Source organism: Corynebacterium sp. S5S1, from assembly GCF_001913985.1.
Taxonomy (GTDB): domain Bacteria; phylum Actinomycetota; class Actinomycetes; order Mycobacteriales; family Mycobacteriaceae; genus Corynebacterium; species Corynebacterium marquesiae.
In genome coordinates this window covers 1-25,737 of record NZ_MKXT01000017.1, presented here as the reverse complement: position 1 = coordinate 25,737, position 25,737 = coordinate 1, and the positions used below count along the sequence as shown (strand labels likewise).

Sequence of the window (25,737 nt, the reverse complement as noted above, 5' to 3'; positions counted from 1 at the left end):
CCATACTCTTTAATGCGCGGTTGCGCTACGTTGTCGCCTAGACTCAACCAAGTGACTATTGCTACCGCTGCCCCATCGCGCACCACGCACGACACCGTGGCTCCGCCAGCACCCCGCGCCTATGCGTGGGGCAAGGCTGACTGGATAAGCACTAGCGTCGTCGGCGTCCTTGCGCTCATTACCCGCTTTATCGGACTTACCGCGCCCGTTTCCAAGGGCACGCCCGTCTTTGATGAGAAGCACTACGTTCCCCAAGCCTGGGACATGGTGCGAAGCTGGGATAACCTTTTTATCGGCGGTATCGAAACCAACCCCGGCTATGGTCTAGTAGTACACCCACCGTTGGGTAAGCAGATCGTGGCACTAGCCGAGTGGGTCTTTGGTTATTCCCCTTTGGGCTGGCGTTTTATGACGGCCCTCTTCGGAGCAGCCACCGTGCTCTTGACGATGTCCCTGGCCCGCCGGGTCTCCTTATCCTGGCAGGTAGCAACCCTAGCTGGCCTCATCGCCGTCTTTGATGGCGTGCTCTTGGTCTCCTCCAAGTTCGGCATGCTGGATATATTCCAAGTCTTTTTCGTTGTAGCCGCCGCCTGGGCGCTCGCCCGCGATCATAATCAGATGCGCGAGCGCCTCCACAACGCGTTTGTGAAGGACCGGATGGGCTCTTCCGCCTTCGGCCCGCGCTTTGGATTCCGCTGGTGGCGCCTCCTCGCAGGTGTCTGCCTTGGTCTTTCCCTGGGCGTGAAGTGGTCCGGCCTGTACTTCATCATGTTCTTTGGCCTAATGTCCGTCTTCAGCGACCTTGCCCTGCGCAAGCGCTATGGGGTGCGCCGCTATATCCTCGGTACACTGGTGCGCGATACCCCTGCTGCCCTGGCCTCCCTTGTGCTCGTGCCGGTACTGCTCTACGCTTGGACCTGGCGGGCGTGGTTTTCCTCCGAAACCGCCGTGTACCGCCATGCCAAGGTGGATGGCACCATCGAGGATGGATCGTGGCTGATGCACCTGCCCGATTCTTTGGCCGGCTGGTTCTACTACCATTCCTCTGTCTTGGAATTCCATGCCAGCCTTACCTCCTCCGGCGGCCACCATCACCCGTGGGATTCCAAGCCTTGGGCCTGGCTCGTTGCCGCCCGCCCCATCTTGTACTACTCCTCCACCGACCTGCAGTGCGGTGATGGCAGTAACGAATGCCGCAAGATGCTCTACCTCTTCGGCACCCCCGCCATCTGGTGGCTAGTCATCCCGGCCGTGCTGTGGGGACTATGGTCGCTAATTATTCGCCGCAACCGCGCCTTCCTTATCCCCTTGGTGGGCTTTGCGGCAGGCTTCTTCCCATGGCTCGCGGCCTTTGACCGCCAGATGTACTTCTTCTACGCCACCGCTTTCATCCCCTTTGTCATCGTGCTTATTGCGTTAGCTTTAGGCCAGCTCATCGGGCATGGCAGGCCTGTGCGGTGGGGATGGCTGAAGAGCTTGGCCGGCGGCCCCGTACATTGGGGCACTATCGTCGCCGTGTTCTACCTAGCGTTGGTAGTGGCAATGTTCTTCTACTTCTCCCCCATTTTGTACGGCTACAAGATTCCAGATTCCTGGTACCACTCCATGATGTGGCTGCCGAGCTGGACCTAACCGCGCCTGAATGAAGTTTATTGCGGCTGTGCATTGAGGGACTGCCACCACGCGCGCACGAGGTAGCCCTTTTCTGCCGCCCAGGCCCACGCCAGGCTAATAGTTGCCAGCGCGGTGGCGATGAGGAAATACACCTGCTCAATGGTAACGGTACCCAGCGCTATATCGCGCATTCCAAAGCCGAAGAGGAAGGCAAACATCGTGGCCGATACCGGAAGCAGGCCGGTGACCGCTGCGGGGCGCCAGGCGCTGAAGAATAGGCCGCAGGCCATGCCAAAGCGTACTGCCGCGCCCTCCATCAGCAGGTTGGCTCGCTCCGGATCCGCAGTGGGATCTAGAACTTTTCCTTCCGCGCCCAACGGTACGAGCCCGGAGGCGTGCACGATGAGCACCACTGCCCAGATCGCAAAGATGGCCCCCATAAGCACCATTGCGGCACGCGCAACCGTGAGGTTGGCTTGGCGAGCGCTCGCGGTACGTCGCCATTCCGGCTCCACGCCGGCCAAGATGACATCAGAAAGATCCGTGGGCGGAGCCATGCCGGAATCCACGGGCTCCACAAAGCTCAATGAACGCGATAGCGCGGCCGCCTTGTCACGGAAAGCGCGGCATTCGGCGCAGCTTTCCAGGTGAGTATCAATGACGTCCTGGGACAGATCGGAGTGCTCTCCATCCATGTGCGCGGAGATAGCCGCTTGGACCTGGCTATGCGTCAACATTGCTGAGCACCCCGTCCATGCTGGCTCTGCCGGAGCCAAAAATTACGATCATCAGCAGGGATAACAACAATACCAGTGGGTATTCGATTCCACCATCGGCAGCAAATAGGCCGTGGCCCAGGTGCACGAAATACAGGGCACACCCCATGAGCAATGCGAGTGCCCCGGCGACAAAAGTGGTGAGCAGACCAATGACGAGGAATGCACCGCCGGCCATCTCTCCTATGGCGGCGATATAGCCGGAAAGCTGTGGCTGCGGCACCCCCAGGGCGGAAAATTGCCCCACGGTTTCATCCATGCCAGTCATAAACATCTTGTCCACGCCGTGTGCGATAAAGATTAATCCGAGGACCGCTCGAAAAATAAGCAGTGCAGCATCGCGTACGGCAGGTCTATTCATGCTGAACAGATTACCCTGAACCCCTCACCCGATGCGAAGGCAATGGACTACACCCATGCTCCTGGGAAATTCGCCCTTTGGCGGGGGAAGGAAAAGAACACGGTCGCGCGGGCTGTTTCAATGGGAACTACGCACAAAAGATAAAAGGAGAACACCATGAGCGAACCAACCACGCAGTCCGAAGAGCGAACCACCTTGGTCTATGACGATGATGGCCTGGGCCGTCCGCCTTGGGCGATGTCCTCGCCGATGTTAAAGGAGTATTACGACACCGAATGGGGCCTACCCATTTTCGATGAAGCTGCACTCTACGAGCGCTTGAGTCTCGAATCTTTCCAGTCCGGCCTGTCCTGGGCGGTGGTGCTCAAGAAGCGCGAGGCCTTCCGTGCAGCCTTTTGCAACTTCGATCCGGACAAGGTCGCCCAATTCGGAGAGGCAGACGTGGAGCGTTTGCTTGGCGACGCCTCCATTATCCGCAACGAAACCAAAATCCGCGCCGCGATTAATAACGCCAAGGCGACCATCGCTTTGCGCGAGGAAGGCGGGCTGGCGGAGTTCATTTGGGCCTACCAACCTCCGGAAAACCTCTACCCCACCGTGATGGAGGATATTCCGAAAAAGAGCTACGAGTCCAAGCTCATGTCCCGCGAGCTCAAGAAGAAGGGGTTTCGCTTCGTTGGCCCGGTTACCTGTTTCGCCCTCATGGAGGCCATCGGCATGATTGATACGCACCTCATCGGCTCTCATCGCCGCGGTACCTCCGGGGTGTGGCTGGAGAGCGGCGTGCCGCATTATGGTCTAGCGCAGGAATACAACGCGCTCGCGAACTCGCAGACAGCGAGCGCCGACGAGCTCCACGGCGCTGCTAGCTAGGCCGCCACACGCGCTTATCCAGCGCGGCGGGCTGCTAGGTCATCGCGGCGACCGTAGCCATCCGGCCCGACGTGCGGGCCGTCAAAGTCGCCGTCCTCACCATCGCTATAGCTCAGCGGAAGATGCACGAAGTCCGGGCTCTCATCGTCGATTTCCACGACCACGGCACCTGGGCGGCGCAGATTGCGCGGAATCTTCAGCTCTTCATCCTCGGCGTTGCGCACGCCCAAACGGGCGCGGCGCAGGTGGCGTACACGGCGGCGCATCAGTGCCTGTTCCTGGCGGACCTGAGAGCGAAGGGCGATCAAGTAGGCCACGGTAAGCACGCCGGCGACCGCAGCCAACCACCAAGTCCAGCCACCAACTACGATGCCGAGGGCCACCGTGAGCACCACGGCCACGGCCAGCCCCAGCAGGGTGCGCTGACGTCGCTGGTAGCGCGTTGCAGACTTTTCCTTTTCCGCTACCGGATCCCAGCCACCGCGGCCCAAACGACGCTGGGCAAATTCGACCTCGTCCTCGGACAGGTCGGTATCCAAGCCGGCTTCGTCTGCTTCCGTGGCCGCTTCTAGTTTCTCGGACCCCTTGGCCTCGGACACATCATCCGCGCCGGCCGGCTCTACGGGGTCATTCTCCCTGACCTCGGCCTTGTCTACGGCGCCCGGATACATGAGGTCTACCGGCGAGGTATAGGTTTCGTCGTAGGTATAAGCATCGCTCGCCACGCTAGAGACAGCTGGGGCGCTAAAGACCTCAGCCTCGGCGGCGGCAACTTCGGCGGCATCGTTCTTCGAGGCCTTGTCCGAGGCGTCGTCCTCGTCCTCCAGGAGCACGTCATCGACATCGTCTGCCTCTGCGGTGTTGGCTTCCTTATCCGCATCAGCCTGCTGGGAGGCAGGAACCGCAGCTGCCTGTGGCTTGACTGCAGACTCGTCTTCTTCTGCGACCGCTTCTTCCACCAATTCGCCGTCGATGGTTTCTGCCTGTTCCTTGGATTCTTCACCCGCGGTGGAAGCGGAAGCGCCAGTAAACGCTCGGCTACCGCTGCCGAAGGGCTGGGACTTGGCCCGGCGTGCGGCACCAGCAATGGTCACGGAGCGCGACGAGGACTTGGTGGTCTCGGCATCGGATTTACTGTCGGCAGCGTCTGCAGGCTCGACGACTTCGTAGTCCGCCTCGGCCTCATCGTCCCGACGGTGGACGTCTTCAGCGCGCAGGCGCGGACGACGCCGGCCGGCGACCTTGCCGGAATCTCCTTCAAAGAGGACCCGGGTATCTTCAAAGGCCTCACCGGTATGGCTCATTGGGCGATTATTCCTACCCAGTAGCCACGGTGCGAGCACGAAGAGCCACACCACGATGATCGCGATAATCGGCACAGCTGTCGACACGAAAAGGACCTTCCCCTTGGATACAGATGATTACTCCACCTTAAACGGTGAAACCGCACCGTAGCACCCCAAATTCGCACAAATTACAATGTTGTTACTTATGTGAAAATTGAGGTGGGAATCCCAGCGGTTAGGCCACTATTTCACGCCAGTCGCCCAGCTTGACGCAGGCGCTCCACCGCCGTGGAGGCAAAGTCTTCTTTCACCAACGCCACGTAGTGGTGGTCCTGCCACGCGCCGTCGATATGTAGATTGCGCCGCAAATACCCCTCATGCCGGAACCCGTTGGCAGCCAAGACGCGGCCCGAGGCGGGGTTGTGCTCCAGATAGGTGGCGGTCACGCGGTGCAAACCCACCCGTCCAAAGGCATGGTCCACGCCTAAGGCGGTGGCGGCCGTAGCCACCCCGGCGCCGTGAACCGCGGAATATACCCAGTAGCCAATCCAGCAATCGCGAATGCTGCCATGCTGAATGTTTCCCAGGGTTACCTGCCCTGCGAATTTCCCCTCCAGCTCAATGACAAGCGGGATCACCAGCGCCTCACGCGCGGCGGTGCGCAGGTACATCAGGTGATTCCACCATGCTTGCTGACTATGCGCCGCCGCCCACGGTGCGGTTTGGGTCGGCTCTACTGGGCGGAGGAAGCGTTCGTCTTCGATGCGCTGACGCCGCCACTCATGGCCGTCGGAACGCAGCAGGGGGCGCAAACGCATCCGCGCCCCCGAGGGAAAGACAGAAGAGGAGGGAAGCTGGACAAAAGGAGTAGATTCCGGCCACCCCGGATGCATGTCATCGGTGGGGCCGGTAGCAGGATGGCGAAACCTATCCGCCGCGTTGCCGAAAGGATCGAGCATTAGCTGCGCTGGGTCAAAAACAACACATCAACCACATCGCCTGGGCGGATTTCCGTGACCTCTTCCGGCACGCGAATCATGGCGTTGGCCTCTGAGAGGCCGGCCAAGAGGTGTGCCGGAGCACCTGCGGCACCGCCGAGGCCTTCCACCAAGTAGTCCGCGGTTTCGGCATCGCGCATCAGGCGAGCGCGGATGAAGCCGCGCCGGCCGGGGCGAGAATCGATGTGGTTCAACGCGCGGGCACGCACCACACGGCGGTGCGCATTCCGCTTGCCCAGCGCCAAGCGGATAAGCGGGCGGATATACACCTCAAAGACCACAAGCGCGGACACCGGATTGGACGGCAGCAAGAACGTAGGAATGCGCTCCTCGCCCATCAGCCCAAAACCTTGGACGGAGCCGGGGTGCATGGCCACGCGCGAGGTATCAATATCACCAAGGTCGTCGAGAATTTCGCGGATCGTTTCGGCACCAGCGCCGCCCACCGCGCCGGAGATAACCAGCACCTCGCTGCGGGCAATGTGCTTTTCCAACGCTTCGCGGATACGACGCGGCTCGCCCTCGGCAATGCCCACGCGATGTACCTCTGCCCCGGCTTCGCGGGCCGCGGCAGCCAAGGAATAGGAGTTCACGTCAAAGACCTGACCCAGCGCCGGCTCTTGGTCCAAGTCAACCAGCTCGCGGCCGAAGGAGATGATGGTGATGCGCGGGCGTGGATACACCAGCACCTTAGAGCGGCCCACCGCAGCTAGAAGGCCAATCTGTGCAGGTCCCAAAACGGTGCCAGAAGAGACAGCGACATCGCCAGGCTGAATATCATCGCCTACCCGGCGCACGAAGTCACCGGAGCGTACCGGACGGTGGGCGGTAACGCGCTTGCGGCCGCGGTCGGTCCACTCGAGGGGAAGGACGGCGTCGGCAAGCGTGGGCAAAGGCGCACCCGTATATACGCGCACCGCCTGCTTAGGCTGCAGGCGCAGCGGCTGCTTGGAGCCGGCCGGAACCTCACCCACCACGGGCAAGGAACGCTCTACCTCCGGCTGCGGGGAATCCGCATCCTCTTCGCTCTCAGTGGACTGTTCTTCCTGGTCCTTGTGGCGGCGCACCCGCAGACCCCGCTCGCCGCCAATATCCACGGCGCGCACCGCGTAGCCATCGATGGCCGCTTGCGGGAAGCCTGGTAGTGGCTGGTTAGCTTGTACCTGCTCGGCGCACATCAAACCCAGCGCGTTGGAAATACCGATGCGCACCGGCTCCGGCGTCGTCGCCGCATCCGTTACCAGCGCCAACTGGTCATCAACTGAACGCATAAGGTCTATGCCCGCCCTTTCTTCGCTTCCACGTCCTTGGCCACTGGGAAAATCCCTAGGCTAGGCCGTGTTCGTCCTCATACTCGGCGATGATGTGCTTAATCGCTTTATACAGCGTGGGGCCGTACTTTTCATCGCGCAGGCCAAAGTCCACGTTGGCGGGGATATAGCCTCCGGGATTGCCCAAATCATGGCGCTTTCCTTGGTGGACTACCACGTGGACGGGCTCGCCCTCCTCGATGAGGAGCTCGATGGCGTCAGTAAGCTGCAGCTCGCCGCCCTTGCCCGGCTTAATGCGGCGCAGGGCATCAAAGATCTTGCGGTCCAAAAGGTAGCGGCCGGTAGCCACGAGGTTAGAAGGGGCATCCTCTACCGCCGGCTTTTCCACCATGCCCACGACCTTCTTCACGCCAGGGGCATCGGTATCTTTCACGTCGAAGACGCCGTAGTTGTAGGTCTGCTCGCGCGGGACCTCGAAGGCACACAGCACGCTGCCGCCCAAAGCCGCGCGCACACGCGCCATATCGGCCATGACGGTGGCGGGCAGCACAATGTCATCGGGGAGCATGACGGCGAAGGAATCCTCGTCTTCCCCAAGGACCTCTTCGGCAAGGCCCACCGCGTGGCCCAAGCCCAACGGCTTTTCCTGCTCCACCGCAACGGGGTGAATGATCTGGTTGGCGCGCTTGACTTTAGCCACCTGCTCATCCTTGCCGCGGGATTCAAGGGTCTCTACCAGCTCGGGAAAAGCCTCGAAATGGCGCATGACTTCTTGCTTATCGGGCGCGGTAATCACCGCAAGGCGGCGCGCACCTACAGAAGCTGCCTCCTCTGCGATGAGTTCGATGCCGGGAGTATCAACAACGGGCAGTAGTTCCTTGGGAACCGTTTTGGTGGCGGGCAAAAATCGGGTACCCATACCTGCCGCTGGAACTACAACCGTGGTGATTCCGCGGGCGGAATCTTCGCGTTCTATAGCCATGCACAATAGCGTACAACGCCACATTATTTTCCCGTGCACCGCTACGCCGCGGGGTTATGATTTATTTATGACCTCTTCCATCACCGCCAAAAACGAGCTGCGCGCCCGCTTGGTCCAGGCCCGCCGCGAACTTTCCTCCGAGGACCACGATGTTTTTACCGCCGCTGTGCGCAAACATCTCGAATCCGAGCTCACCGAGTCCATGACCGTGGCCGCCTACTGGCCTTTGGGCTCTGAGCCCGGTGGTGCGGACTTTGTGCCGTGGCTCAAGGCCCATGTTTCCCGCGTCCTCCTGCCAATTTCCGGCGAGAATGGCACACTGACCTTTGCCGAATACCGCGGGAAGGAAGCCATGCACACCAGCCCATTGGGTTTGAATGAGCCCCAGGGCCCAAGCTTTGATAGCAGCGTGCTGGCCGAGTGCGATCTGGTGCTCGCCCCCGCCATGGCAGTAGATGCCAAGGGCAACCGCATGGGCAAGGGCGGCGGCTACTATGACCGCGCGCTAGAGCCGCTTCCCCACGGCAAGCCGCCGGTTTTCGCCATGGTCTACCCCTCCGAATTCCTAGACGAGCTGCCTACCGAGGACCATGACCGCAAGGTTGATGCCGTCGTCACCGCAGAGGGCATCACCCGCTTCTAGTTTTTAGAGTGCGGGAACCATGCGCGGTTTCGGGCAGTCTAAAAGAGTATGCCCACTTCGCGTATGCCCCGCCTCGTTTCCACCCTTCGTACCCCTGGCCACCGCCGCGGCGTTGTAGTGCGCCGCGTCATTGCGGTGGCCCTTCTTATTGCCGCGCTGGCTTCGGCCTTGTCTGCGGCTAAGGAACTGCCACGCGTTCCCGTCTTTAGCCGCGATCTGCCCGCGGGGGCGGAGCTGGCGCTTGCCGACGTCGACTTAGCCCGCCTTCCTTCTTCTTCCATCCCCGATTCCGCGGTAGCGGCAAAGCCAGAAGAACTTACTGGTCGCGTGATTACCGCCGCAGCCGGCAGGGGCGAGGTGATTACCGATGCGCGCCTTTTGGGAGAAGACCTCGTCTCCAGCTTGGTCGGCGGCTCGGAAGCCGCGGCCGCGCGAATGATCCCGGTCAAGCTCGCCGAGCCAGACATCATCCCCCACCTACACCATGGCGATACCGTGGACGTGGTGACCGCCGTCGATGCCGCGCCCTCCCCTGCTGGAGAGGGCGAGGCGCCCACAACGCCCACCGCGCGCGTTATCGCCACCGGCGGGCGCGTGGTGTCGACCTCTAGCGCCGAAGGCGAGGCCTCTTCCTCTACGGTTTTGCTCGCGCTGCCCCATGACCATGCCAATGATGTTGCCGCGGCGTCATTAAGCCAGCCGCTCACGGTGGTCATAGTTGGTGATCGCGCTCACCCACAACAGCACTAGGCCTTTTCAGCCACCACAGTTGTGGTTGGTTACCGCCTACATTAAGGTTTCACGATGCCCATGGTCCACACCAAACTTTAGTTATTCCCAGAAAGGTTCGTGCATTTCACCATGCTCAAGGGTTTTAAAGACTTCATTATGCGCGGCAACGTCATTGAACTAGCCACCGCAGTCATCATTGGTTCTGCCTTCACCGCAATCGTCAAGTCCGTGACGGATTCCATCATCCAGCCGATTATTAATTCTCTCGGCTCCGCTGAGGTGAAAGGATTGGGCTTCCAGATCACCGACAATGAGAACACGTTTGTTGACTTCGGCGCAGTAATCACTGCAGCGATTAACTTCCTCATCATCGCCGCGGTGGTTTACTTCCTCATCGTCATGCCGATCAACAAGCTCACCGAGGCCGCTAAGCGCCGCCACGGTGTCGACCCTGAGGCTCCGGCACCAACCTCCGAGGAACTGCTCGCGGAAATCCGCGACCTGCTCGAGGCCCAGAATGTCTCCGATAAGGACATCCCGGATACTGGCATTGACGGTTCTACCGGCGGCGGCCGCCACCAGGCCTAGTTCCCTGCGCTGCATATACAACGCAGAGCCCGCGGTTTCATTTCTCCGGAAGCGAAACCGCGGGCTTTAAGTACCTCTGTGGTTGCAGACCTGCATCCTGTTTTAGGCACTAGCCGCCGTAGTGTGGCGGCTGATTCTCCCGGTAGAACTGTTCATCGCGCTGGCCGGACTCCCCCTCTGCCGCCGCCGAATCCCCGTCATCGACGGTAACGATTCTCTCTTCATCGGCACCGTGGGCAGCGGGTGCGCCGGGCTTATCAGCACTACGGTCATAGTCGGCAGCAGCAGATTGGCGAAATACTCGCCGGCGATTTCTCCGCGACGTCATGAAAAATGCCCTGCGCTTACTGGACGCTAGATTGCTGGAGCTGGTCAATGAGGTGGTGTACCAGGGGCGCCAAGGTAGCCATGCCATCGCGGACGGCAGCGCGCGACGAGGCAAGGTTGACCACTACGGTAGAGCCAGAAACACCCGATAGACCGCGAGACGTACAGGCATCCACCGCGCCGCAGGCTTGGCCAGAAGAACGCAGCGCCTGTGCCACGCCCGGAACCATCTTGTCGATGACAGACCGGGTAGCCTCTGGAGTCTTATCGCGCGGGCCTACACCCGTACCGCCCACGGTGAGGACCACGTCCACGCCACCGACCACGGCGGTCTCAATGGCCTGGCGGATCTTGGATTTCTTGGAACGGACCACGATGGCGCCATCAACACGGAAATTGGCCTCCGCGAGCAACTCACTTACCAGCTGAGAAGTGCTATCGGATTGCTCACCAGGATGGTCAGTGACAATCACAATAAGCCCACGGCGCGGGGCAGCAAGGCTAACCTCCTGTTCGCTTGCCAGCAGGAAGGCATCATCGGGTTCGGCAACATCCATCAAGGAATCGCGCCTGGTCGCGCCGTCGGGCTGCGCGGAGTCGGTCACATCGTGCTGCGAATCTGGCATTTTTCTCCTTAAGTTAAGGCATTGCGGCCTTGTGGCGGGGTGAGGTACGGCGCATTTAGCACCTAATGAGGTCTTGCACAGTAATTTACTCGCCTGAGAGGGTTACCTCTACCTGACGAGATTCATCCGAGTCTTCGCGGGTTACCTCCAAGGTCACCGTCGCGCCAAAGTCTTGCGATCGCGCCGCCGCGATGAGCGCATCGGCGTTTTCGATCAGACGATCGTTGACGCGGGTTACAATGTCGCCATCCTTTAGGCCCGCCTTATCTGCTGGGCCACCCGGCTCCACCCCGGCGATGCGGGCACCATTGCCGTCGTCGCGCGCTAGCACCTTCACGCCAAGGGTCGGGTGGGAAACTTTGCCGTCATTAATGAGCTCATCTGCCATGCGCTTGGCAAAATTGGATGGAATTGCAAAGCCCAGGCCAATGGAGCCGCCCTCGCCGGAGGAACTATTAGACAGCGAAGCAATCATGGAGTTCATGCCGACGATATTGCCGTCTCGATCCACCAAGGGGCCGCCCGAGTTGCCAGGGTTTACTGCGGCATCGGTCTGAATGGCGTCAATCAGTGAGGACTCGCCACCCTCTTGGGAAGCGCGAACGGGACGGTTCTTCGCCGATACGATGCCGGAGGTCACGGTAGCATTCAGTCCCAAAGGTGAACCCACGGCCACTACCTCTTGGCCCACAGCGACGGAATCGGAGTCGCCGAATTGCAAGAAGGGCAGGTCCTTGACGTCCTTGATCTTCACGATGGCCACATCCGTATTCGCATCCGAGGCCACCACGTCAGCTTCATGCTTGCTGCCGTCATTCATGGTCACTTGCATCATGCCACCGTGTTCAGCACCGGCAACCACGTGGTGGTTGGTCAGTACATAACCGTCTGGGGAGATGACAGAGCCGGAGCCTTCAGCCCCACCCGTACGAGTCATCGTCTGGATAGAAACCACCGCCGGCAAAACCTTGGAGGCTACTTCTTCCACAGAACCCTGTTCCGGTTCCTTACCGGTGCTATTGTTTGCCGGCTCAGCCTTGAGGGCTTCATTGACCGCGGAGGTATCGTTATTGCCTCCCCCAGAACTCATGCCAACCACAGCGCCGGCAATCGAGCCTGCGGCGATGGCAGCGACGGCCGCCAATGCGGTGGCGGCGCCCAAGCCGATTTTCTTCTTTTGCTCCGGCTGCGGAGGCAGCGGAGTGACCATCGGACCTTCCTGCCCCTGACCGCTAAAGCTTTGGGCCTGTGGGCCATTCGGATAGGGCCCCAGCGAACCTAGCGTTCGTGGGCCATCGCCTTCTGCACCGCCGCGCGGCTGATTCCAGCCTTGCGAATAGGAACCGGTCTCATGTTCCTGCGCACCAGCGCCGTTGTAAAGACCAGTGCTGTCACTGTAGGGGCCAGCACTACCGGCGCCTGCGTCGGGCTGTCCGGTTTCTCCAAAGTTCGGACCACCCTGAACCGGCTCGGCCCTACCCGGGCCTTCCTGGGGTTCTCCCTCTGGGGAGTTTCCATCAAAGCCGCGGTAATCGTCATTCCTCATGTTCATGAGAAAACTATGCCTCACTTCGCTTGGTCAAGACTGATATTGATCTGCCAACCTACTAGGAATTCCTGGAAGGATGCTGTATTACCTCACCAGTATAAACGCTTGTACGCTAGCCCTGATTAAACCAACGCTGCGCAAAGATTTCACCTCGGTCGCTCGGGTCTTCCTTACCACCCGGCAGCCCCTCATGCGGGTCTGCCAAACCGTCCACGAAAATCTCACCCGGCACAGGCTTGCCCGGCAAGATGACTTCCATGCGGGTGCCGCCATCATTAGACTCGCGGATCTTGATCGTGCCATTGTGGCGTTCAATTACCGATTTCACAATGGCCAAGCCCAAGCCCGAGCCCGGCGTGGAACGCGCTTCCGCCGAACGGTAGAAGCGTTCAAAGACCTTCTCCCGCTCCTCCGGTGCAATGCCAGGCCCAGAGTCATCGAAGCGCAGGCGCACCTCGTGGGAGGATAGCTGCTCCATGGATACGCGCACCGTGCCAGTTGCCGGCGACCACTTAGCCGCATTGTCCATGAGGTTAAGCGTTGCACGGCCCAATGCGAAGGGGTCGCCGTCCAGCTCCCACGGGATAAAGCGCACCAAGAACTCCACATCGGGACGGCGGCGGCGCGCACGCTCCAGCGAAGCCATCATGACTTCACAAAGGTCAACCGGTTCCGGTTCGCGCTCATTGCCGTCCTCGCGCGCCAAATCAACGAGGTCTCCAATCAAGGTGGAGAGCTCATTCATCTGGGACATGACGTCATCTTCGAGGTCTTTGCGGTCCTCATCGCTCATGCCAAAGCCACCACCGGCGCGATTGAGCATCATCAAAAGCTCAATATTGGTACGCATAGAGGTCAGCGGGGTCTTCAACTCGTGTCCAGCATCGGCTACGAACTGAGCCTTCTGCGAACGGGATTCCTGCAGTGCCTCCAGCATCTGGTTAAAGGAGGTGGTCAACTGCGCCATCTCGTCGTTATTGGAGACCTCAATAGGACGCAGGTCGTTGGTCTGCGTCACGTAATCCACCGCTCGCTTCAGCCGGGCGATGGGTTGCATACCGGTTTTGGACACGATGAGGCCTGCAAAAATGGCGAGCAAGATGCCAAGGCCAACGATAATCAGAAGCACCGTGCCCAAGATGGCTATGAGCCCTTGCGTAGGTGCGAGAGACTGAGCGACGGCCACGGTAGAGCCGAGATCATGACGCTTGGCCAACACCCGCTCGCCGCCGACGGTACGCACGGAAGTTTCCGTGTAATCCTCCGTCCGGTGGAAGTCCCCGCCCATAGGAATGGTGTCGCCGTAGGAAAAGCTCATGGAGGGCGGTGATAGGGCTACACGGGTGCCAGGGTTATAGGCCTTAAAATCCTTGATTTCCTGGTCCACGTTATCCATGAACCGCGGGTCTTGGCTTTGCCGCAACAAGACATCGGCCTCGGCCTCCAAGCGGTCATCGACGGAGGCAGTAAGGGACATAGAAACTACCCAATACGTTGCCAACGTCATCAAGGCAACGGCTACGGCCACCACAAGGCCGGTAACAGTAGCGAGGCGCCACCGCAGTGGCGTCCGTGAAGCCCAACTCCCCTGACGACCGGAGAACTCGGTAAGAGGGGTGGACTGTACCTTCCCGGAAGCCACCGCGGGGGAAGCGAGCTTCCTTAAAATCACGAATTAGACTCCCTCAAAACATAGCCCACACCACGGACGGTGTGGATAAGGCGAGCATCGCTCTCGCCCTCCGTCTTCTTACGCAGGTAGCCGATATAGACCTCGAGAGCATTGCCGGAGGTAGGGAAATCGTATCCCCATACTTCTTCCAGGATCTTGCTGCGCGAGAGAACCTTGCGGGGATTTTCCATCAGCAATTGCAGCAGCGCAAACTCGGTACGCGTCAAGGAAATGGCCCGGCCACCGCGGCTTACTTCGCGGGTATCGGCATCAAGTTCAAGGTCTTCGAAGCTAAGCTTGCTTTCCACCGGAGCTTCAGCGGCGATGGAATCTGCAGAGGCACGCCGTACCAAGGAGCGCACGCGGGCCAAGAGCTCTTCCAATGCGAACGGCTTTGGCAGGTAATCATCCGCTCCGGCATCGAGGCCAGCCACGCGATCCGAGACGCCATCGCGCGCGGTCAGAACGAGAATTGGACGGTCCCAACCCTCACTGCGCAGGGTGCGGCATACCTCTAGTCCATCCATGTTGGGCATCATGACGTCCAGAATCACTAATTCGGGATTCTCAGCGCGCACCGTCTCCACGGCTTCCAAGCCGTCGTTAGCGGTCAGCACTTCGTAGCCGTTAAAGCGTAGGGAACGGCGTAGCGATTCACGGACGGCTTGTTCATCATCCACCACAAGGATTTTCATAGTCCTAATTATTACTGATGGCAGTCAACTTCATGAAGTTAAGAGAAATATTTACCCCCCATAGCCCCCCAAATACAGTTAAAACATGCTTATAGGAGGCTTCTAAAGCTAAAAAATCCCCGCCCAGCCCTCTAAAGAGAGCGGACGGGGAGATTAAAGAGCGAGCTTAGAATTGCTCTACGTTAACCAGGCCCAGCTTGGCAGCCTTAACCAGGCGGCGCGGGATGCGGACGGTCTGGCCGTCGATGGTGACTTCCTGGAGGGCTACGTTGTCAGCCTTCCACTGGGAACGGCGTGCGTGGGTGTTCGCACGGGACTTCTTAAACTTAGGAGTTGCCATTTTCTACTCTCCTCCTTACGCGTTCTTCTTCTTGCGGCGTGCCATGCCACCGAAGCGCTGGTTGAAGCGCTCGACGCGGCCGGCGGTATCCATAACGCGCTGTGCACCAGTCCAGAACGGGTGGGACTCAGCGGTAACGTCAACGACGATCAGTGGGTACTCGTTGCCGTCTTCCCACTCAACGGTGCGGTCGGAGGAAGCGGTGGACTTGGTCAAAAAGGAGTGACCGGTACCAGCATCACGGAAGACTACCGGGTGGTAATCCGGGTGAATATCTTTCTTCATATATATTCCCTCAGGGTTGGACTACGGGTCGGTTCCACACGCTTGGTGAGGATCGTGCCCGAGTTGGGACGTACAAATTTCACTCTGTTAACCGCGCGCCGCGTGGCACGGGTCAACAACCTGAATTATCCTACAGTCAACTAACCCATATACGAAATTCCCAACCAGCGGCGACCACTCATTTCACTCACGTTTCTTGCATCACGCTTGGCGGCACCGCACAGGCAAACACCACCCCAGCACGGCAAACGGCCTAGGTGCCGCAGCGAGGCAGCGATTAGGTAATTCGCGCCCGAGGCTGTAAGATTTTCCCTTGCTGTTGTCAAAATATACGTTTTACGCCCCGTCTACTGGTGTTTGACGATGGCGCCGCACCCGCTCACACCTCACTTTTGAGCACTGCCACCCTCACACGGCAGTCGGCGCTTCATTGTCTATAGCCATGATGTGGGCGGCTAGGAGAAAGAAGACCCATGTCGGCTATTTGCCAGGTAACGGGCCGCAAGCCGGAATTCGGCAAGCAGGTCTCGCACTCGCACCGCCGCACTTCGCGCCGTTGGAACCCCAACGTGCAGCGTCGTCGCTACTACCTGCCCTCTGAGGGCCGTACCATCACCCTGAACGTTTCCACGAAGGGCATGAAGATCATCGACCGCGATGGCATCGAGTCCGTTGTGGCTAAGATTCGCGCACGTGGGGAGAAGATTTAAGTATGGCACGTAACGATATCCGCCCAATCATCAAGCTTAAGTCCACTGCGGGCACCGGTTACACCTACGTGACCCGTAAGAACAAGCGCAACAACCCGGATCGCATCACCTTGAAGAAGTTCGATCCGATTGCCCGCAAGCACGTCGAATTCCGCGAGGAGCGATAATCAATGGCTAAGAAGTCCAAGATCGCTAAGAACGAGCAGCGCAAGGAAATCGTCGCCCGCTACGCGGAGCGTCGCGCTGAGCTCAAGAAGATCATCAAGAACCCGAACACCCCGGATGAGGAGCGCTTGGAGGCTCAGTTCGAGCTGAACCGCCAGCCTCGTGACGCTTCCCCAGCCCGCGTACGTAACCGTGACGCTGCCGATGGCCGTCCACGCGGTTACCTCCGCAAGTTCGGCCTGTCCCGTGTCCGTATGCGCGGCATGGCTCACCGTGGTGAGCTGCCGGGCGTTCGTAAGTCCAGCTGGTAAAGGGGTAATTGCACAATGGCTAATAAGCGCAATAACCAAAAGAAGTTCCGTATGGAGCAGAGCCGTCGCCCAAAGAAGAACCCTTTGAAGGCTGAGGGCATCGAGAAGGTGGACTACAAGGACACCAAGACTCTGCGTCTGTTCATCTCGGATCGTCACAAGATCCGTTCCCGTCGCGTCACCGGTTTGACCCCGCAGCAGCAGCGTCAGGTTGCTACCGCAGTCAAGAACGCACGCGAAATGGCTCTCCTGCCGTTCACCACCCGCTAAACAGTAGCTGGGTATCAACAGCGCACTTTTGCCGCTGGCAAGTGTGACACGGTAAAAGAACCATAAGCTTTCGCCGCCTCCCTCCCCGAGGGCAGGCGGCGAAAGTCGTTTTAGCCCTCCTATCCCTTCTGCTCGGCCCACATGCCCGGATCACAGAACCGAAGTGTTAGATTGAAAACATTCGTGCACCCCGCAGCCGGCGGGGAAGCACCGGCCCCGCACTAGTGAAAGGCAGTGAGCAATGGCCCTGCACCAATCCCTACTCGATCTTTCCGAGCTCGCCCCGCACTGCCAGTCCCGCGCTACGGCCCGCGGACTGCTCGCAGAGGCCCAAGATATCTTGCGCAACGCGGTCGCCCACCAGGACAATGAGATTGAATTGGCCAACTGGTATTCTCGGCTGATTACGGATATTGTTCGCTCCCCGGGGGTCAACTCCACAGTCCGTCTTAGCGGCGCGGCCGCCCGTGGCGACCAGCTGCCCTCCATGCCCGTGGTGTGGATGGGCGACGATGCCGATCTGCAAGAGGTCTTCGCCGATGTCGGTCTCCAAGCTCACGCAGCCACCGATTCCATCGCCGCGCGCGTCGACGCCGGCCTGCCCCTTGGAAACGGCGGGGAACAAGCACTGCTAGAAGAAGCCTTGGGCCAGCGCCCGCCTGCCCTAAAGATGGTCGATGGCCTGCCGGACCGCGATGCAGCGGTCGATATTAAGGCCACGCTGCTCTCCCCCATTGCAGCTATCGCACGCTGGGCGGCACCTGGACCGCGCCCGACCGTTGACCGCCTGGCGATTGGCGTGGAACGCGATCTGCTTACAACCGCGGACGCAGAGTCTTTGGACCTCGCGTGGCGCACCGGTTATGCGTTAGAGTTGCGCCGTTGGTATGAGGGCGTTAGCGATCGTCCAGCCACGCTGCGCGATCTTCCGCCGCTGGATCGCACCGCTTATGGTTCGGCGTGCCGCATTGTCTCGGCTGCGTTTGAATCCATTTCCCGGCGGGCAGAAGAATATAAATAGTCTCTACGGTGCGGATTCGGAAGCTGCACCTCATCGGGCATAAGATTGTACAGTTGACTATTAAAAGCGATTTCCCTTTGTGAAAGGAGGCGTCCCACCGCATGGCAGGCAATGTCGGTAGGCCGCGTAAACACAGCCCGCGGCGCAGAGGCAATAGCGCCCGTGAGGAGATCTTGGACGCCTCCTCCGAGCTTTTCACTACCCAGGGTTTTGCTACCACGTCCACGCACCAGATTGCAGACGCGGTAGGCATCCGTCAGGCGTCGCTGTACTACCACTTCCCGTCCAAGACGGAGATTTTCCTGACGCTGCTCAATTCCACCATTGATCCCTCCCTGGAATTGGCTGATGAATTGGCGGGCACCGACGCCGACCCAGCTCAGCGCCTGTGGTCTTTGGTTGCCGCAGAATCGCGTCTGCTGCTTACCAGTGGCTGGAACGTGGGCCGCCTGTATCAGCTGCCGGTGGCTAATTCTTCGGAGTTCTCCGAGTATCACGAGTCTCGCGACCGCCTGCAGAATCATTTCCGCTCCACCGCCGCCGCCATTGTGGGCGAGGATGACCCCCGCGTGGAGCTTCCCTTCCACATTGCGCTGTCCGTTATTGAAATGCGCCCCAATAACGGCACCCCTCCGTTTGACGCTTCCCAGTCGGTTCCGGAGACTGCCGCCATGCTTGCCGACGCCGCCTTGGCCGTCCTTGGCGCCTCCGTCCCCGACAATGCTGAGGAAACTACCTTGGAGCTGCTGAAGAACCGCAACGACTCCATCTCTGCGGCCGCCGCCGCAGCGGCCGACCGCAAGAAGAAGTCGCGCTAGCCCGTCCTTCCTCTCGTTAGCGCTGCCACGACTCCGTGAACTCGCCCGTGGCGGCCAATCCACCGCCCTCGCGCACGCTCACGCCACTCGGCGTCACCACGATGATCGACGGATCCGCATTGACGTAGTAGTTGTTGCCGTCTTGGGTAACGTCACCCGATTCAAACTGGCCGTCAAACATCGACGAGCGATAGAACTTGTAGCCGCCTCCGGTCTCGCAGATGATAACCCTGCCGTCGGGACCAGCCCCAGCGAACAAGGCACGCTCAAAGCGCTGACAGTTGGCGTAGCCGCCATCGAGCCATCCGTACTCATTGAAATTAGAAATGTAGCTTCCCACACCAGTCTTCTGGCTCCCACCGGTGGAAGACGGGGCCTCCTGCTTTTCCGTCTGCGTGACCGTGACTACCGGCGGTTCCTCAGGGGATTCCTTGGTTACGGTCTCTTGCGCGGCCGTAGTTTCCTCGGCGGTCTCCTCTTCTTTGTCGGAGTTATTGACCGTGGTCATTCCACTGCCCTCACCCTTGAAGCTGGGAGCGGATTCATCCGTGGAGTTACTGCAACCGCTCAGCGCGAGGCTGGCGGCCACGAGCGGGATGAGGCCTGCGGCAAGAAGCGGGCGGAGGCTTAAGCGAGAAGTCATGAGTTTTCCTTTCTACTGACAGCCTTAACAGGCAGGGCTGGGCCACTGGGTTTCGGCCTGCGCTAGGGCTTCGGCCATGGAGGTAAGTACCTTTTGAGTGGAGGCGTACTGACCATCAGGGGAGGAGGCAATCAGTGCCACGGCGACGTCATGCCCACCAAGCTGCACGATGCCCATCTGCCGCACATCGTAGGCGCCGGCGAGGCTCGGGCCCCGCCCCCTTCATCAAGGCGCCCGGCAGGGTGCGCAGGCCGTAGGCTTGGGCGGGATCGGCGACACCCATGGCGTCGATAATCGGCTGGGCACCTTCAACGCAGCGCACCCCGGCCATGAACTTTGCTTGGTTTCCCACGCCCCACATGGTTTGGCCAAAAGCCGTAAATTCCGGCCGGGTGACCTGGGATTGGACTTGGGTGGCGGTATCGCCCGCCTCCGCGATGACGCTTTGTGTGGCCTGCGCGGCTGCAGTCCCCTCCCCTAAAGCTGCCCACGCGGCCTTGGCAGCCTCGTTATCGGAGTAGGTGATTGCAGAAGACACTAGCTGGCTATCGGCCGCACCCGTGCGATTCGCCGCGATCAGCACCGGCACCTTGGAGGTCGACCACGCTGCCTCGGGAGCGGTGCGCCCCGCTTCAATAGTGGTCGTGCCATCGGAGACGGCGATGCCCACATCGCCGTGTTCGGCCACGATACGGTCAAGCACGGCTTGGACATCACCGGAAGGGGCCGCGGCCGGTGGCTCCGTGGAGGAGGAAGGCGCAGACGAGGCAGCCGGTCGTGTGGATGAGGCCGCGGGCGCTGCGGACGTGGTCTCTTTTCCGTAGAGGGGATTTGCCGTGCCACGTGCTTCGGTGTTGACGAAAGTAGGGGAATTATCCGCCGCATCCTCATCGCCGCAGGCGCTTAGGGTGAGCGCGCAGGCGATAAGGGCGGCTGCCGGGCCCCAGGCCCGGCGGATAGGGAATGTCATGGCATTGAGCTTAGGCTAGTGCGCGAAGTGGCGGGTACCAGTCAGGTACAAAGTAACGCCGGCTTCTTTCGCCGCCGCGATGACTTCTTCGTCGCGAATGGAGCCGCCGGGCTGGACAACGGCCTTAACGCCGGCGTCGAGAAGCACCTGCAAGCCATCGGCGAACGGGAAGAAGGCATCGGAAGCGGCGAAGGAGCCCTCGGTGCGGTTGACGCCATCGGCCAGGGTGTTGGCGCGCTCGACGGCCAGCTTGGCAGAGTCAACGCGGTTGACCTGGCCCATGCCCACGCCCACGGTGGCATTGTCCTTGGCCAGCAAGATGGCATTGGACTTCACTGCGCGCACGGCGCGCCATGCGAACTCGAGCTCAGCCAAGTCGGACTCGTTGAGGGCCTCGCCCGCGGCCAGGCTCCAGTTGGCGGGGTTATCGCCCTCGGCCTGGTAGGTATCTGGCTCTTGGGTGAGCACGCCGCCGGAGATGTACTTGCGCTCCTCGTGCGGGTCTTCGTGCTCTGCCTGTAGCACGCGCAGGTTCTTCTTGGCCTTGAGGACTTCGATGGCGCCCTCCTCATAGGAAGGCGCAACGATGACTTCGGTGAAGATCTCCCTCACCTGCTCGGCCATCTCTACGGTGACCTCGCGGTTGACGGCAATCACGCCGCCGAAGGCGGACATTGGGTCGCACGCGTGCGCCGCGCGGTGGGCGGCGGCGATGGATTCCTCGGACACGGCAATGCCGCATGGGTTGGTGTGCTTGATAATCGCAACGCAGGGGCGCTCGTGGTCCCACGCGGCGCGCCAAGCGGCATCCGCATCCTGGTAGTTGTTGTAGCTCATCTCCTTGCCATTGAACTGGGTGGCATTGGCAAGGCCCTTGGAACCGATGCGGGTAACGGTGGCCGCCTGGTGAGAGTTCTCTCCGTAGCGCAGCGGGGTGGTTTGGCCCTCCTCGCTGAGCTGATCTACGAACCAGGCGGAGACGGCCGCATCATAATCCGCGGTGTGCAGGAAGGCGTCGCGCGCCAAGCCGCGGCGCTGCTCCAAGGTAAAGCCACCGTTGTTGACGGCCTCCACGGCCTCACCGTAGCAGGAAGGGTCTACCACAACGGCAACGGACGGGTGGTTCTTGGCGGCTGCGCGCACCATGGACGGGCCGCCGATATCAATCTGTTCCACACAGCCGTCAAAGTCCGCGCCCGAAGCCACGGTCTCGCGGAAGGGATACAGGTTGACCACGACGAGCTGGAAAGGCTCTACCTCGAGCTCGGAGAGCTGGTTGAGGTGGTCATCCTTGCGGGTATCGGCCAGGATGCCGGCGTGCACGCGGGGGTGCAGCGTCTTGACACGGCCTTCCAAGCACTCCGGGAAGCCGGTGAGCTTTTCTACCGGAGTGACCTCGATGCCTAGGTCCGCGATCTTCTTCGCGGTGGAGCCGGTGGAGACGATTTCCACGCCCGCCTTATCGAGGGCGCGGGCTAGATCCTCCAGCCCGGTCTTGTCGTACACGCTGATAAGGGCGCGCTTTACCTGCTTGCGGTCTTCGCTCATGAGGAGGATTAAGCCTTTCGAAAAGTCTTAGTCTGCGAGTTGAATAGTTAGTTTCTCGTCGTGGACGTTAGCTGCACGCAGCACCTCCACGATGAGATCGCGCTCTACTTGTTTAATGCGCTCGTGGAGGGTGGACTCGTCATCGTCCGCATTGATGGCAACGGGGCGCTGCGCGATGATGGAGCCGGTATCCACACCCGCGTCCACAAAGTGGACGGTAGAGCCAGTGATCTTCACACCGTAATCGAGGGCGTCGCGCACCGCGTGCGCTCCCTTGAAGGCAGGCAGTAGCGCCGGGTGGGTATTGATGGTGCGGCCTTCGAAGCGGTCCAGGAATTCCTGGCCCAGGATCTTCATAAAGCCCGCAGAAACAACAACGTCTGGCTGCGCAGCATCTACTGCGTCAACCAGACGTTGATTCCATTCGGCGCGATCCGCACCCAGCGCCACGACCTCGGTATCAATCCCGTGGTCCTGTGCGCGCGAAATACCGTGGCATTCCTTATCCGCCACCACCTTCACTACCTGGTAGTGCCCGGCCTGGGCATCCATGATCGCTTGCAGCAGGGAACCCGTTCCAGAAACGAGCACCACCACTCGGAGGCGTTCAGGGTCAGCGGTATAGCGCGGAGGCATCGGTGAAGTCACGCGCTATAGCCTAGCCCCTCTCCCCCTCCTCGGGGGAATCTTCGCTCGAGGAGTCCTGCTCACTCTCCCCCATTTGGTCCTTGAGCTGTTGGCTCAACGGCTTGGCGACGCCCCTTTCATCGCCCTCCTTAGCCTCCTCCGGCCGCTGCGCCGCTTCTTCGGCTGGAGCGCCCTCTTCTTTCTGCTCTTCTTCCGGTTCCTCCGCGGCCGCCTCAGGTGCAGTATCTTCGGGCTCGTCCTCGACTACCTCGGCGTCAACGATTTCCGGATCGGTGATGGGCTCTCGCTCCGGTTCGGTGGGAGCCTCGTCGGCAGCGGCAGCGGGTTCGTCGGCGTATTCATCGGTGGGGGCCGCACCAGGCGCTGTGCGGGCCGCACGCCAGGCCACGAAGGCGAAGCCAGCGGCAACGGCGCAGCCAACGACGGCCATCCACAGGGCGGTGAGGCCTGCGGCAGTCCACAGCTGCGGGCCGGTCGAACCGTAGTAGCCGAGGTCACCGCTGACAAGGTAGCAGGCAACCAGCATGATTACTGCGGAGGCCACCGTAGCTACTAGTACGTCCTGAAAGCTCGGACGCTTCTTGTACAACGAGTAGATTGCGGCGCCGAGGGGGACGATCAATAGCGCCACCGCCCAGCTGGGCGCGGATGCTGGAATGCCGCCGGTAATCGGCAGCGGTGGCAGCGGCACGAGGTGGGCGCTAAAGAGGCTCACCGAGCCTTCGCCTACGGAAAACTCCGAGCCCACCAATACTGCTGCGGTGCTCACGATGGCATTGGGAATGTAGAGCACGCTCAGCAGCACGAGTCCGGCAATGCCTAAGCCGGAGATCGTAGGATAGTCATTCATCATCTCGCCCTGGCGGGAGACGTTGACAAGGAATACCACCGCGAAGACTGCGGCTGCGCCAATGGCCAGGTAGGCGAGGTAGCGAAGGGCGATCTGGGTGGCGTCGACAAGCGGGCGCGGCACTCCATAACGCTTGGCCAACGCCCGCCACAAGCGCCACCCCATGCCGGCCGCCATGGCGGCCAGGTGCAGAACAATAACGCGCAGCAACGCCTGCGCCAGGTTTGGCGGGGAGACGTCATAGACTTTGCCCGCATCCCACAGCATCAGCCACGCGATGATGGTAAATACCACCGGCACGCCAAGCACGCAGGCCAAAAGAGTAAGCAAGTCCTTGACGCTAACCTTGTGCTTTACCGCGCTGCGCACCCGAACCGCCACCACCGCGGCAAGGATAAGCGCTGGCAAGGCCGGCAAAAAGGAAATATGCACATCAGCCGCAGAGACTGGGGCGAGGTTAAAGACCATCCAGGTCTCCGCCACGATGGTGTACCACCACGCCATGGGAGAGCCGGTGAGCATGAGACCGCCAAGCGCGATGGCCATAATGATGGGGACAATAACCACGTTGGGCACTGCCGCCGTAACGAGCATGCGGCGAATGCGCCCGGCTTTGGTCAACGGCGCGGGCGTACGGCGCGCCTTGGCCTTGAAGCCGGCCTTGCGAGCGACGCGCTGCGCCGATCCAGAGGACTGGCGTGACCCACTGGGATGAGGCGCGCGTGGGGTGCGCTCCGCGCGCACCGTACGGCCCCGCGCCTGGCTACGCGGGCGGGGCGTTGACCGAGATTGGGGGCTGGTGTTTTTGTTCATCGGCGTCCACTTTGCCACCTTCCGGAAGTGAAATCGGGGTGACGCGACGAGGCGCTCGCAAAATCACCGGCGGCAACCCCTGTACCTGGGCTATACAAATATATAAGGAGTATAAAATCTACCCTGGTTTCACACCCTTAACTCTGGCAGTAATACTATTGAAGGCAAAGGCCGCTAGTTTTTCGTGACGCACGCGGAGATCGCGTGGGATATTTATCGCACTAACATTATTCTGGGTGCCACATGTTGCCTGCTCGTGGACAATTTCCCCGAGAGGGGCCTGAAAGTTTCTTAATTTGGGTTGCTGTTATCTTTTCGAGACGCTACTGTTACATCTCGTTGGTAACAAGAAGGTCACAATCTCGTAACTAACTCGACGGGGACGTAACACCCGTTCCGCGCAGATTGTGAAAATGACGAAAGAAGACCTAATGCGAAGCAAAGTTCAGCGTGGCGCCGGCCGCCATCGCAAGATTGTCACCTCGCAGACCGCGAAGGGCCGCATTGCCGTAATGACGGTTGCGGCAGGTGCAGTTTCCACGGCCAGCGTTGGTGGCGCAGCCGCCGCAAACATTCAGTCTGATGACGCGGCCACCACCAAGACGCAGTCCGTTGACTTCGAGCTCGCCTCCGACTCCACTCAGGTGGAGGATGCCGCTGCGGCTCCGGTTGATACCACCCCGCAGATCCTCAATGTTGCTGAGGCTAAGCCAGTTGCCGATCTGACCGATCAGCTCAACAAAGCCATTCAGGCTTCTGAAGAGCGCGCCGCTGCCGATGAAGCCGCTCGCGCTCCGTCCGTAGCTCGCCCTGCCGAAGGCGCATTCACATCTCCATTCGCTATGCGCTGGGGCACCCTCCACAAGGGCGTCGACATCGCCAACTCTCCCGGCACCCCAATCCTTGCCGTCATGGATGGTACGGTCATCGACTCCGGTCCAGCTTCCGGCTTTGGCCAGTGGATCCGCATCATGCACGACGACGGCACCATGACCGTTTATGGTCACATGCAAACTCTTGACGTGGCCGTTGGCGAGCGCGTTCACGCCGGCCAGAAGATCGCTGGCATGGGCTCGGAGGGCTTTTCCACCGGCTCCCACCTCCACTTCGAAGTTTACCCGAACGGTGGCGAGGCAATCGATCCGCAGCCTTGGCTGGCTGAGCGAGGCATCGACCTCTAAGGCCCACCCCAATACCTTCTTGTTAAGCGCCGCAGTGGCTTTCCTGCGGCGCTTTTTCATGTCCACAGATGCCTTGAGTTCAGAGGGTCGTTGCAACACTTTCCCTTAGGAGGGTGTTGTTGTGTCTGGGGTTGTTGGCCCGTTTCATTCGTTGTCTGAATCGGATCGTCG

Annotated in this window: 31 protein-coding genes; 12 read left to right on the top strand and 19 right to left on the bottom strand. The window is 60.4% G+C overall.

The genetic code is table 11. From position 1 onward, the window contains the following. Positions 1–12 precede the first annotated feature (12 nt). The gene (gene pmt / locus BKN05_RS07290; protein ID WP_286688303.1) at positions 13–1,632 is read left to right on the top strand and encodes a protein O-mannosyltransferase; all 1,620 of its coding nucleotides are present in this window, start codon (positions 13–15) and stop codon (positions 1,630–1,632) included. A 17-nt stretch (positions 1,633–1,649) separates the two neighbouring features. On the opposite strand, the gene BKN05_RS07285 is transcribed toward pmt, so the two are convergent. Together BKN05_RS07285 and BKN05_RS07280 are read right to left on the bottom strand one after the other, a co-directional pair. Next, entirely contained in the window at positions 1,650–2,351 is a 702-nt protein-coding gene (locus tag BKN05_RS07285) for a zf-HC2 domain-containing protein (protein WP_286688302.1), read from the bottom strand. Continuing rightward, a complete protein-coding gene (locus BKN05_RS07280; RefSeq protein WP_286688301.1) occupies positions 2,338–2,751 on the bottom strand; it encodes a DoxX family protein in 414 nt (137 codons plus the stop codon). The genes BKN05_RS07285 and BKN05_RS07280 overlap by 14 nt, the downstream gene beginning before the upstream one ends. Before the next feature lie 156 nt (positions 2,752–2,907). Between BKN05_RS07280 and BKN05_RS07275 the strand changes: the two genes are divergently transcribed. Beyond that, positions 2,908–3,624: a DNA-3-methyladenine glycosylase I gene (locus BKN05_RS07275; RefSeq protein ID WP_049379052.1), complete on the top strand. Its 717-nt coding sequence runs from the start codon at positions 2,908–2,910 to the stop codon at positions 3,622–3,624. A gap of 14 nt (positions 3,625–3,638) precedes the next feature. Here the strand turns inward: BKN05_RS07275 and sepX are convergent, their stop codons facing one another. The 4 genes from sepX to BKN05_RS07255 form a co-directional block, all read right to left on the bottom strand. Further along, positions 3,639–5,015, bottom strand: coding sequence for a divisome protein SepX/GlpR (sepX, locus tag BKN05_RS07270; RefSeq protein WP_286688300.1), 1,377 nt, complete (start codon positions 5,013–5,015; stop codon positions 3,639–3,641). A 143-nt stretch (positions 5,016–5,158) separates the two neighbouring features. Next, positions 5,159–5,869, bottom strand: a complete 711-nt coding sequence (locus BKN05_RS07265; protein ID WP_286688299.1) for a GNAT family N-acetyltransferase — start codon at positions 5,867–5,869, stop codon at positions 5,159–5,161. Next, the gene (gene glp, locus BKN05_RS07260; protein WP_286688298.1) at positions 5,869–7,179 is read right to left on the bottom strand and encodes a molybdotransferase-like divisome protein Glp; all 1,311 of its coding nucleotides are present in this window, start codon (positions 7,177–7,179) and stop codon (positions 5,869–5,871) included. Before glp ends, BKN05_RS07265 begins: the two co-directional genes overlap by 1 nt. A 55-nt stretch (positions 7,180–7,234) precedes the next feature. Beyond that, on the bottom strand, positions 7,235–8,161 hold the full coding sequence (locus BKN05_RS07255) for a UTP--glucose-1-phosphate uridylyltransferase (protein ID WP_286688297.1): 927 nt from the start codon (positions 8,159–8,161) through the stop codon (positions 7,235–7,237). A 67-nt stretch (positions 8,162–8,228) separates the two neighbouring features. Here BKN05_RS07255 and BKN05_RS07250 point away from each other — a divergent pair, with 67 nt between their 5' ends. From BKN05_RS07250 to mscL, 3 genes are all read left to right on the top strand, one after another. After that, complete coding sequence (locus tag BKN05_RS07250) at positions 8,229–8,804, top strand: 5-formyltetrahydrofolate cyclo-ligase (protein ID WP_286688296.1); 576 nt, start codon at positions 8,229–8,231, stop codon at positions 8,802–8,804. A gap of 48 nt (positions 8,805–8,852) precedes the next feature. Then, positions 8,853–9,554 (top strand): SAF domain-containing protein, encoded by a 702-nt coding sequence (locus BKN05_RS07245; RefSeq protein WP_396334669.1) that lies wholly within the window; start codon positions 8,853–8,855, stop codon positions 9,552–9,554. Positions 9,555–9,665: 111 nt separating this feature from the next. Next, a complete protein-coding gene (mscL, locus tag BKN05_RS07240) occupies positions 9,666–10,124 on the top strand; it encodes a large conductance mechanosensitive channel protein MscL (RefSeq protein ID WP_049379036.1) in 459 nt (152 codons plus the stop codon). Between the two features lie 109 nt (positions 10,125–10,233). Here the strand turns inward: mscL and BKN05_RS07235 are convergent, their stop codons facing one another. The 7 genes from BKN05_RS07235 to BKN05_RS07205 form a co-directional block, all read right to left on the bottom strand. Beyond that, positions 10,234–10,452 carry a hypothetical protein gene (locus BKN05_RS07235; protein WP_080970467.1) on the bottom strand — a complete coding sequence of 73 codons (219 nt, stop codon included), beginning with the start codon at positions 10,450–10,452 and terminating at the stop codon, positions 10,234–10,236. Between the two features lie 16 nt (positions 10,453–10,468). Beyond that, complete coding sequence (locus BKN05_RS07230) at positions 10,469–11,077, bottom strand: MogA/MoaB family molybdenum cofactor biosynthesis protein (RefSeq protein ID WP_080970466.1); 609 nt, start codon at positions 11,075–11,077, stop codon at positions 10,469–10,471. Positions 11,078–11,162: 85 nt separating this feature from the next. Beyond that, on the bottom strand, positions 11,163–12,629 hold the full coding sequence (locus tag BKN05_RS07225; RefSeq protein WP_049379035.1) for a S1C family serine protease: 1,467 nt from the start codon (positions 12,627–12,629) through the stop codon (positions 11,163–11,165). 109 nt (positions 12,630–12,738) lie between these two features. Then, positions 12,739–14,298, bottom strand: a complete 1,560-nt coding sequence (locus BKN05_RS07220; RefSeq protein ID WP_286688295.1) for a HAMP domain-containing sensor histidine kinase — start codon at positions 14,296–14,298, stop codon at positions 12,739–12,741. Then, positions 14,295–14,993, bottom strand: coding sequence for a response regulator transcription factor (locus BKN05_RS07215; protein ID WP_049379033.1), 699 nt, complete (start codon positions 14,991–14,993; stop codon positions 14,295–14,297). Before BKN05_RS07215 ends, BKN05_RS07220 begins: the two co-directional genes overlap by 4 nt. 166 nt (positions 14,994–15,159) lie before the next feature. After that, complete coding sequence (gene rpmF / locus BKN05_RS07210) at positions 15,160–15,333, bottom strand: 50S ribosomal protein L32 (protein ID WP_286688294.1); 174 nt, start codon at positions 15,331–15,333, stop codon at positions 15,160–15,162. A gap of 15 nt (positions 15,334–15,348) precedes the next feature. Next, positions 15,349–15,618, bottom strand: coding sequence for a type B 50S ribosomal protein L31 (locus BKN05_RS07205; RefSeq protein ID WP_005323793.1), 270 nt, complete (start codon positions 15,616–15,618; stop codon positions 15,349–15,351). A gap of 473 nt (positions 15,619–16,091) precedes the next feature. Here BKN05_RS07205 and rpmB point away from each other — a divergent pair, with 473 nt between their 5' ends. From rpmB to BKN05_RS07175, 6 genes are all read left to right on the top strand, one after another. Continuing rightward, positions 16,092–16,328, top strand: coding sequence for a 50S ribosomal protein L28 (gene rpmB / locus BKN05_RS07200; protein WP_005279911.1), 237 nt, complete (start codon positions 16,092–16,094; stop codon positions 16,326–16,328). Positions 16,329–16,330: 2 nt separating this feature from the next. Then, on the top strand, positions 16,331–16,495 hold the full coding sequence (rpmG, locus tag BKN05_RS07195; RefSeq protein WP_005279910.1) for a 50S ribosomal protein L33: 165 nt from the start codon (positions 16,331–16,333) through the stop codon (positions 16,493–16,495). Positions 16,496–16,498: 3 nt separating this feature from the next. After that, on the top strand, positions 16,499–16,804 hold the full coding sequence (gene rpsN / locus BKN05_RS07190) for a 30S ribosomal protein S14 (RefSeq protein WP_005279906.1): 306 nt from the start codon (positions 16,499–16,501) through the stop codon (positions 16,802–16,804). A 15-nt stretch (positions 16,805–16,819) separates the two neighbouring features. Then, complete coding sequence (gene rpsR, locus BKN05_RS07185) at positions 16,820–17,074, top strand: 30S ribosomal protein S18 (RefSeq protein ID WP_005279904.1); 255 nt, start codon at positions 16,820–16,822, stop codon at positions 17,072–17,074. Positions 17,075–17,315: 241 nt separating this feature from the next. Further along, complete coding sequence (locus BKN05_RS07180; RefSeq protein WP_286688293.1) at positions 17,316–18,095, top strand: putative nucleotidyltransferase substrate binding domain-containing protein; 780 nt, start codon at positions 17,316–17,318, stop codon at positions 18,093–18,095. Positions 18,096–18,196: 101 nt separating this feature from the next. After that, positions 18,197–18,913, top strand: coding sequence for a TetR/AcrR family transcriptional regulator (locus tag BKN05_RS07175; protein WP_286688292.1), 717 nt, complete (start codon positions 18,197–18,199; stop codon positions 18,911–18,913). A 16-nt stretch (positions 18,914–18,929) separates the two neighbouring features. On the opposite strand, the gene BKN05_RS07170 is transcribed toward BKN05_RS07175, so the two are convergent. Genes BKN05_RS07170 through BKN05_RS07145 form a run of 6 tightly spaced genes read right to left on the bottom strand, consistent with a single transcriptional unit; the run spans position 18,930 to position 24,385 of the window. Beyond that, positions 18,930–19,556, bottom strand: coding sequence for a hypothetical protein (locus BKN05_RS07170; RefSeq protein ID WP_286688291.1), 627 nt, complete (start codon positions 19,554–19,556; stop codon positions 18,930–18,932). Between the two features lie 24 nt (positions 19,557–19,580). Beyond that, the gene (locus tag BKN05_RS07165; protein ID WP_286688290.1) at positions 19,581–19,733 is read right to left on the bottom strand and encodes a hypothetical protein; all 153 of its coding nucleotides are present in this window, start codon (positions 19,731–19,733) and stop codon (positions 19,581–19,583) included. Further along, positions 19,705–20,526 (bottom strand): hypothetical protein, encoded by an 822-nt coding sequence (locus BKN05_RS07160; RefSeq protein ID WP_286688289.1) that lies wholly within the window; start codon positions 20,524–20,526, stop codon positions 19,705–19,707. Before BKN05_RS07160 ends, BKN05_RS07165 begins: the two co-directional genes overlap by 29 nt. A gap of 15 nt (positions 20,527–20,541) precedes the next feature. After that, positions 20,542–22,074: a bifunctional phosphoribosylaminoimidazolecarboxamide formyltransferase/IMP cyclohydrolase gene (gene purH / locus BKN05_RS07155; RefSeq protein ID WP_286688288.1), complete on the bottom strand. Its 1,533-nt coding sequence runs from the start codon at positions 22,072–22,074 to the stop codon at positions 20,542–20,544. Positions 22,075–22,101: 27 nt separating this feature from the next. Further along, positions 22,102–22,710 (bottom strand): phosphoribosylglycinamide formyltransferase, encoded by a 609-nt coding sequence (purN, locus tag BKN05_RS07150; RefSeq protein ID WP_193393071.1) that lies wholly within the window; start codon positions 22,708–22,710, stop codon positions 22,102–22,104. A 22-nt stretch (positions 22,711–22,732) separates the two neighbouring features. After that, positions 22,733–24,385 carry a cell division protein PerM gene (locus tag BKN05_RS07145; protein ID WP_286688287.1) on the bottom strand — a complete coding sequence of 551 codons (1,653 nt, stop codon included), beginning with the start codon at positions 24,383–24,385 and terminating at the stop codon, positions 22,733–22,735. Positions 24,386–24,816: 431 nt separating this feature from the next. Here BKN05_RS07145 and BKN05_RS07140 point away from each other — a divergent pair, with 431 nt between their 5' ends. Further along, complete coding sequence (locus BKN05_RS07140; RefSeq protein ID WP_049377697.1) at positions 24,817–25,566, top strand: M23 family metallopeptidase; 750 nt, start codon at positions 24,817–24,819, stop codon at positions 25,564–25,566. The last annotated feature ends 171 nt before the right edge of the window (positions 25,567–25,737 follow it).

Coding starts and splice junctions, on each gene's coding strand:
- BKN05_RS07245 (WP_396334669.1), top strand. CDS start 8,853: ATGCCCACTTCGCGTATGCCCCGCCTCGTTTCCACCCTTCGTACCCCT.
- BKN05_RS07265 (WP_286688299.1), bottom strand. CDS start 5,869: ATGCTCGATCCTTTCGGCAACGCGGCGGATAGGTTTCGCCATCCTGCT.
- purH (WP_286688288.1), bottom strand. CDS start 22,074: ATGAGCGAAGACCGCAAGCAGGTAAAGCGCGCCCTTATCAGCGTGTAC.
- BKN05_RS07215 (WP_049379033.1), bottom strand. CDS start 14,993: ATGAAAATCCTTGTGGTGGATGATGAACAAGCCGTCCGTGAATCGCTA.
- BKN05_RS07230 (WP_080970466.1), bottom strand. CDS start 11,077: ATGCCAGATTCGCAGCACGATGTGACCGACTCCGCGCAGCCCGACGGC.
- rpsN (WP_005279906.1), top strand. CDS start 16,499: ATGGCTAAGAAGTCCAAGATCGCTAAGAACGAGCAGCGCAAGGAAATC.
- BKN05_RS07255 (WP_286688297.1), bottom strand. CDS start 8,161: ATGGCTATAGAACGCGAAGATTCCGCCCGCGGAATCACCACGGTTGTA.
- mscL (WP_049379036.1), top strand. CDS start 9,666: ATGCTCAAGGGTTTTAAAGACTTCATTATGCGCGGCAACGTCATTGAA.
- BKN05_RS07145 (WP_286688287.1), bottom strand. CDS start 24,385: ATGAACAAAAACACCAGCCCCCAATCTCGGTCAACGCCCCGCCCGCGT.
- rpmF (WP_286688294.1), bottom strand. CDS start 15,333: ATGGCAACTCCTAAGTTTAAGAAGTCCCGTGCGAACACCCACGCACGC.
- rpsR (WP_005279904.1), top strand. CDS start 16,820: ATGGCTAATAAGCGCAATAACCAAAAGAAGTTCCGTATGGAGCAGAGC.
- rpmG (WP_005279910.1), top strand. CDS start 16,331: ATGGCACGTAACGATATCCGCCCAATCATCAAGCTTAAGTCCACTGCG.
- BKN05_RS07280 (WP_286688301.1), bottom strand. CDS start 2,751: ATGAATAGACCTGCCGTACGCGATGCTGCACTGCTTATTTTTCGAGCG.
- BKN05_RS07140 (WP_049377697.1), top strand. CDS start 24,817: ATGCGAAGCAAAGTTCAGCGTGGCGCCGGCCGCCATCGCAAGATTGTC.
- pmt (WP_286688303.1), top strand. CDS start 13: ATGCGCGGTTGCGCTACGTTGTCGCCTAGACTCAACCAAGTGACTATT.
- BKN05_RS07170 (WP_286688291.1), bottom strand. CDS start 19,556: ATGACTTCTCGCTTAAGCCTCCGCCCGCTTCTTGCCGCAGGCCTCATC.
- BKN05_RS07175 (WP_286688292.1), top strand. CDS start 18,197: ATGGCAGGCAATGTCGGTAGGCCGCGTAAACACAGCCCGCGGCGCAGA.
- purN (WP_193393071.1), bottom strand. CDS start 22,710: ATGCCTCCGCGCTATACCGCTGACCCTGAACGCCTCCGAGTGGTGGTG.
- BKN05_RS07165 (WP_286688290.1), bottom strand. CDS start 19,733: ATGGGCATCGTGCAGCTTGGTGGGCATGACGTCGCCGTGGCACTGATT.
- BKN05_RS07235 (WP_080970467.1), bottom strand. CDS start 10,452: ATGACGTCGCGGAGAAATCGCCGGCGAGTATTTCGCCAATCTGCTGCT.
- BKN05_RS07275 (WP_049379052.1), top strand. CDS start 2,908: ATGAGCGAACCAACCACGCAGTCCGAAGAGCGAACCACCTTGGTCTAT.
- BKN05_RS07160 (WP_286688289.1), bottom strand. CDS start 20,526: ATGACATTCCCTATCCGCCGGGCCTGGGGCCCGGCAGCCGCCCTTATC.
- BKN05_RS07180 (WP_286688293.1), top strand. CDS start 17,316: ATGGCCCTGCACCAATCCCTACTCGATCTTTCCGAGCTCGCCCCGCAC.
- BKN05_RS07250 (WP_286688296.1), top strand. CDS start 8,229: ATGACCTCTTCCATCACCGCCAAAAACGAGCTGCGCGCCCGCTTGGTC.
- BKN05_RS07225 (WP_049379035.1), bottom strand. CDS start 12,629: ATGAACATGAGGAATGACGATTACCGCGGCTTTGATGGAAACTCCCCA.
- glp (WP_286688298.1), bottom strand. CDS start 7,179: ATGCGTTCAGTTGATGACCAGTTGGCGCTGGTAACGGATGCGGCGACG.
- rpmB (WP_005279911.1), top strand. CDS start 16,092: ATGTCGGCTATTTGCCAGGTAACGGGCCGCAAGCCGGAATTCGGCAAG.
- BKN05_RS07285 (WP_286688302.1), bottom strand. CDS start 2,351: ATGTTGACGCATAGCCAGGTCCAAGCGGCTATCTCCGCGCACATGGAT.
- BKN05_RS07205 (WP_005323793.1), bottom strand. CDS start 15,618: ATGAAGAAAGATATTCACCCGGATTACCACCCGGTAGTCTTCCGTGAT.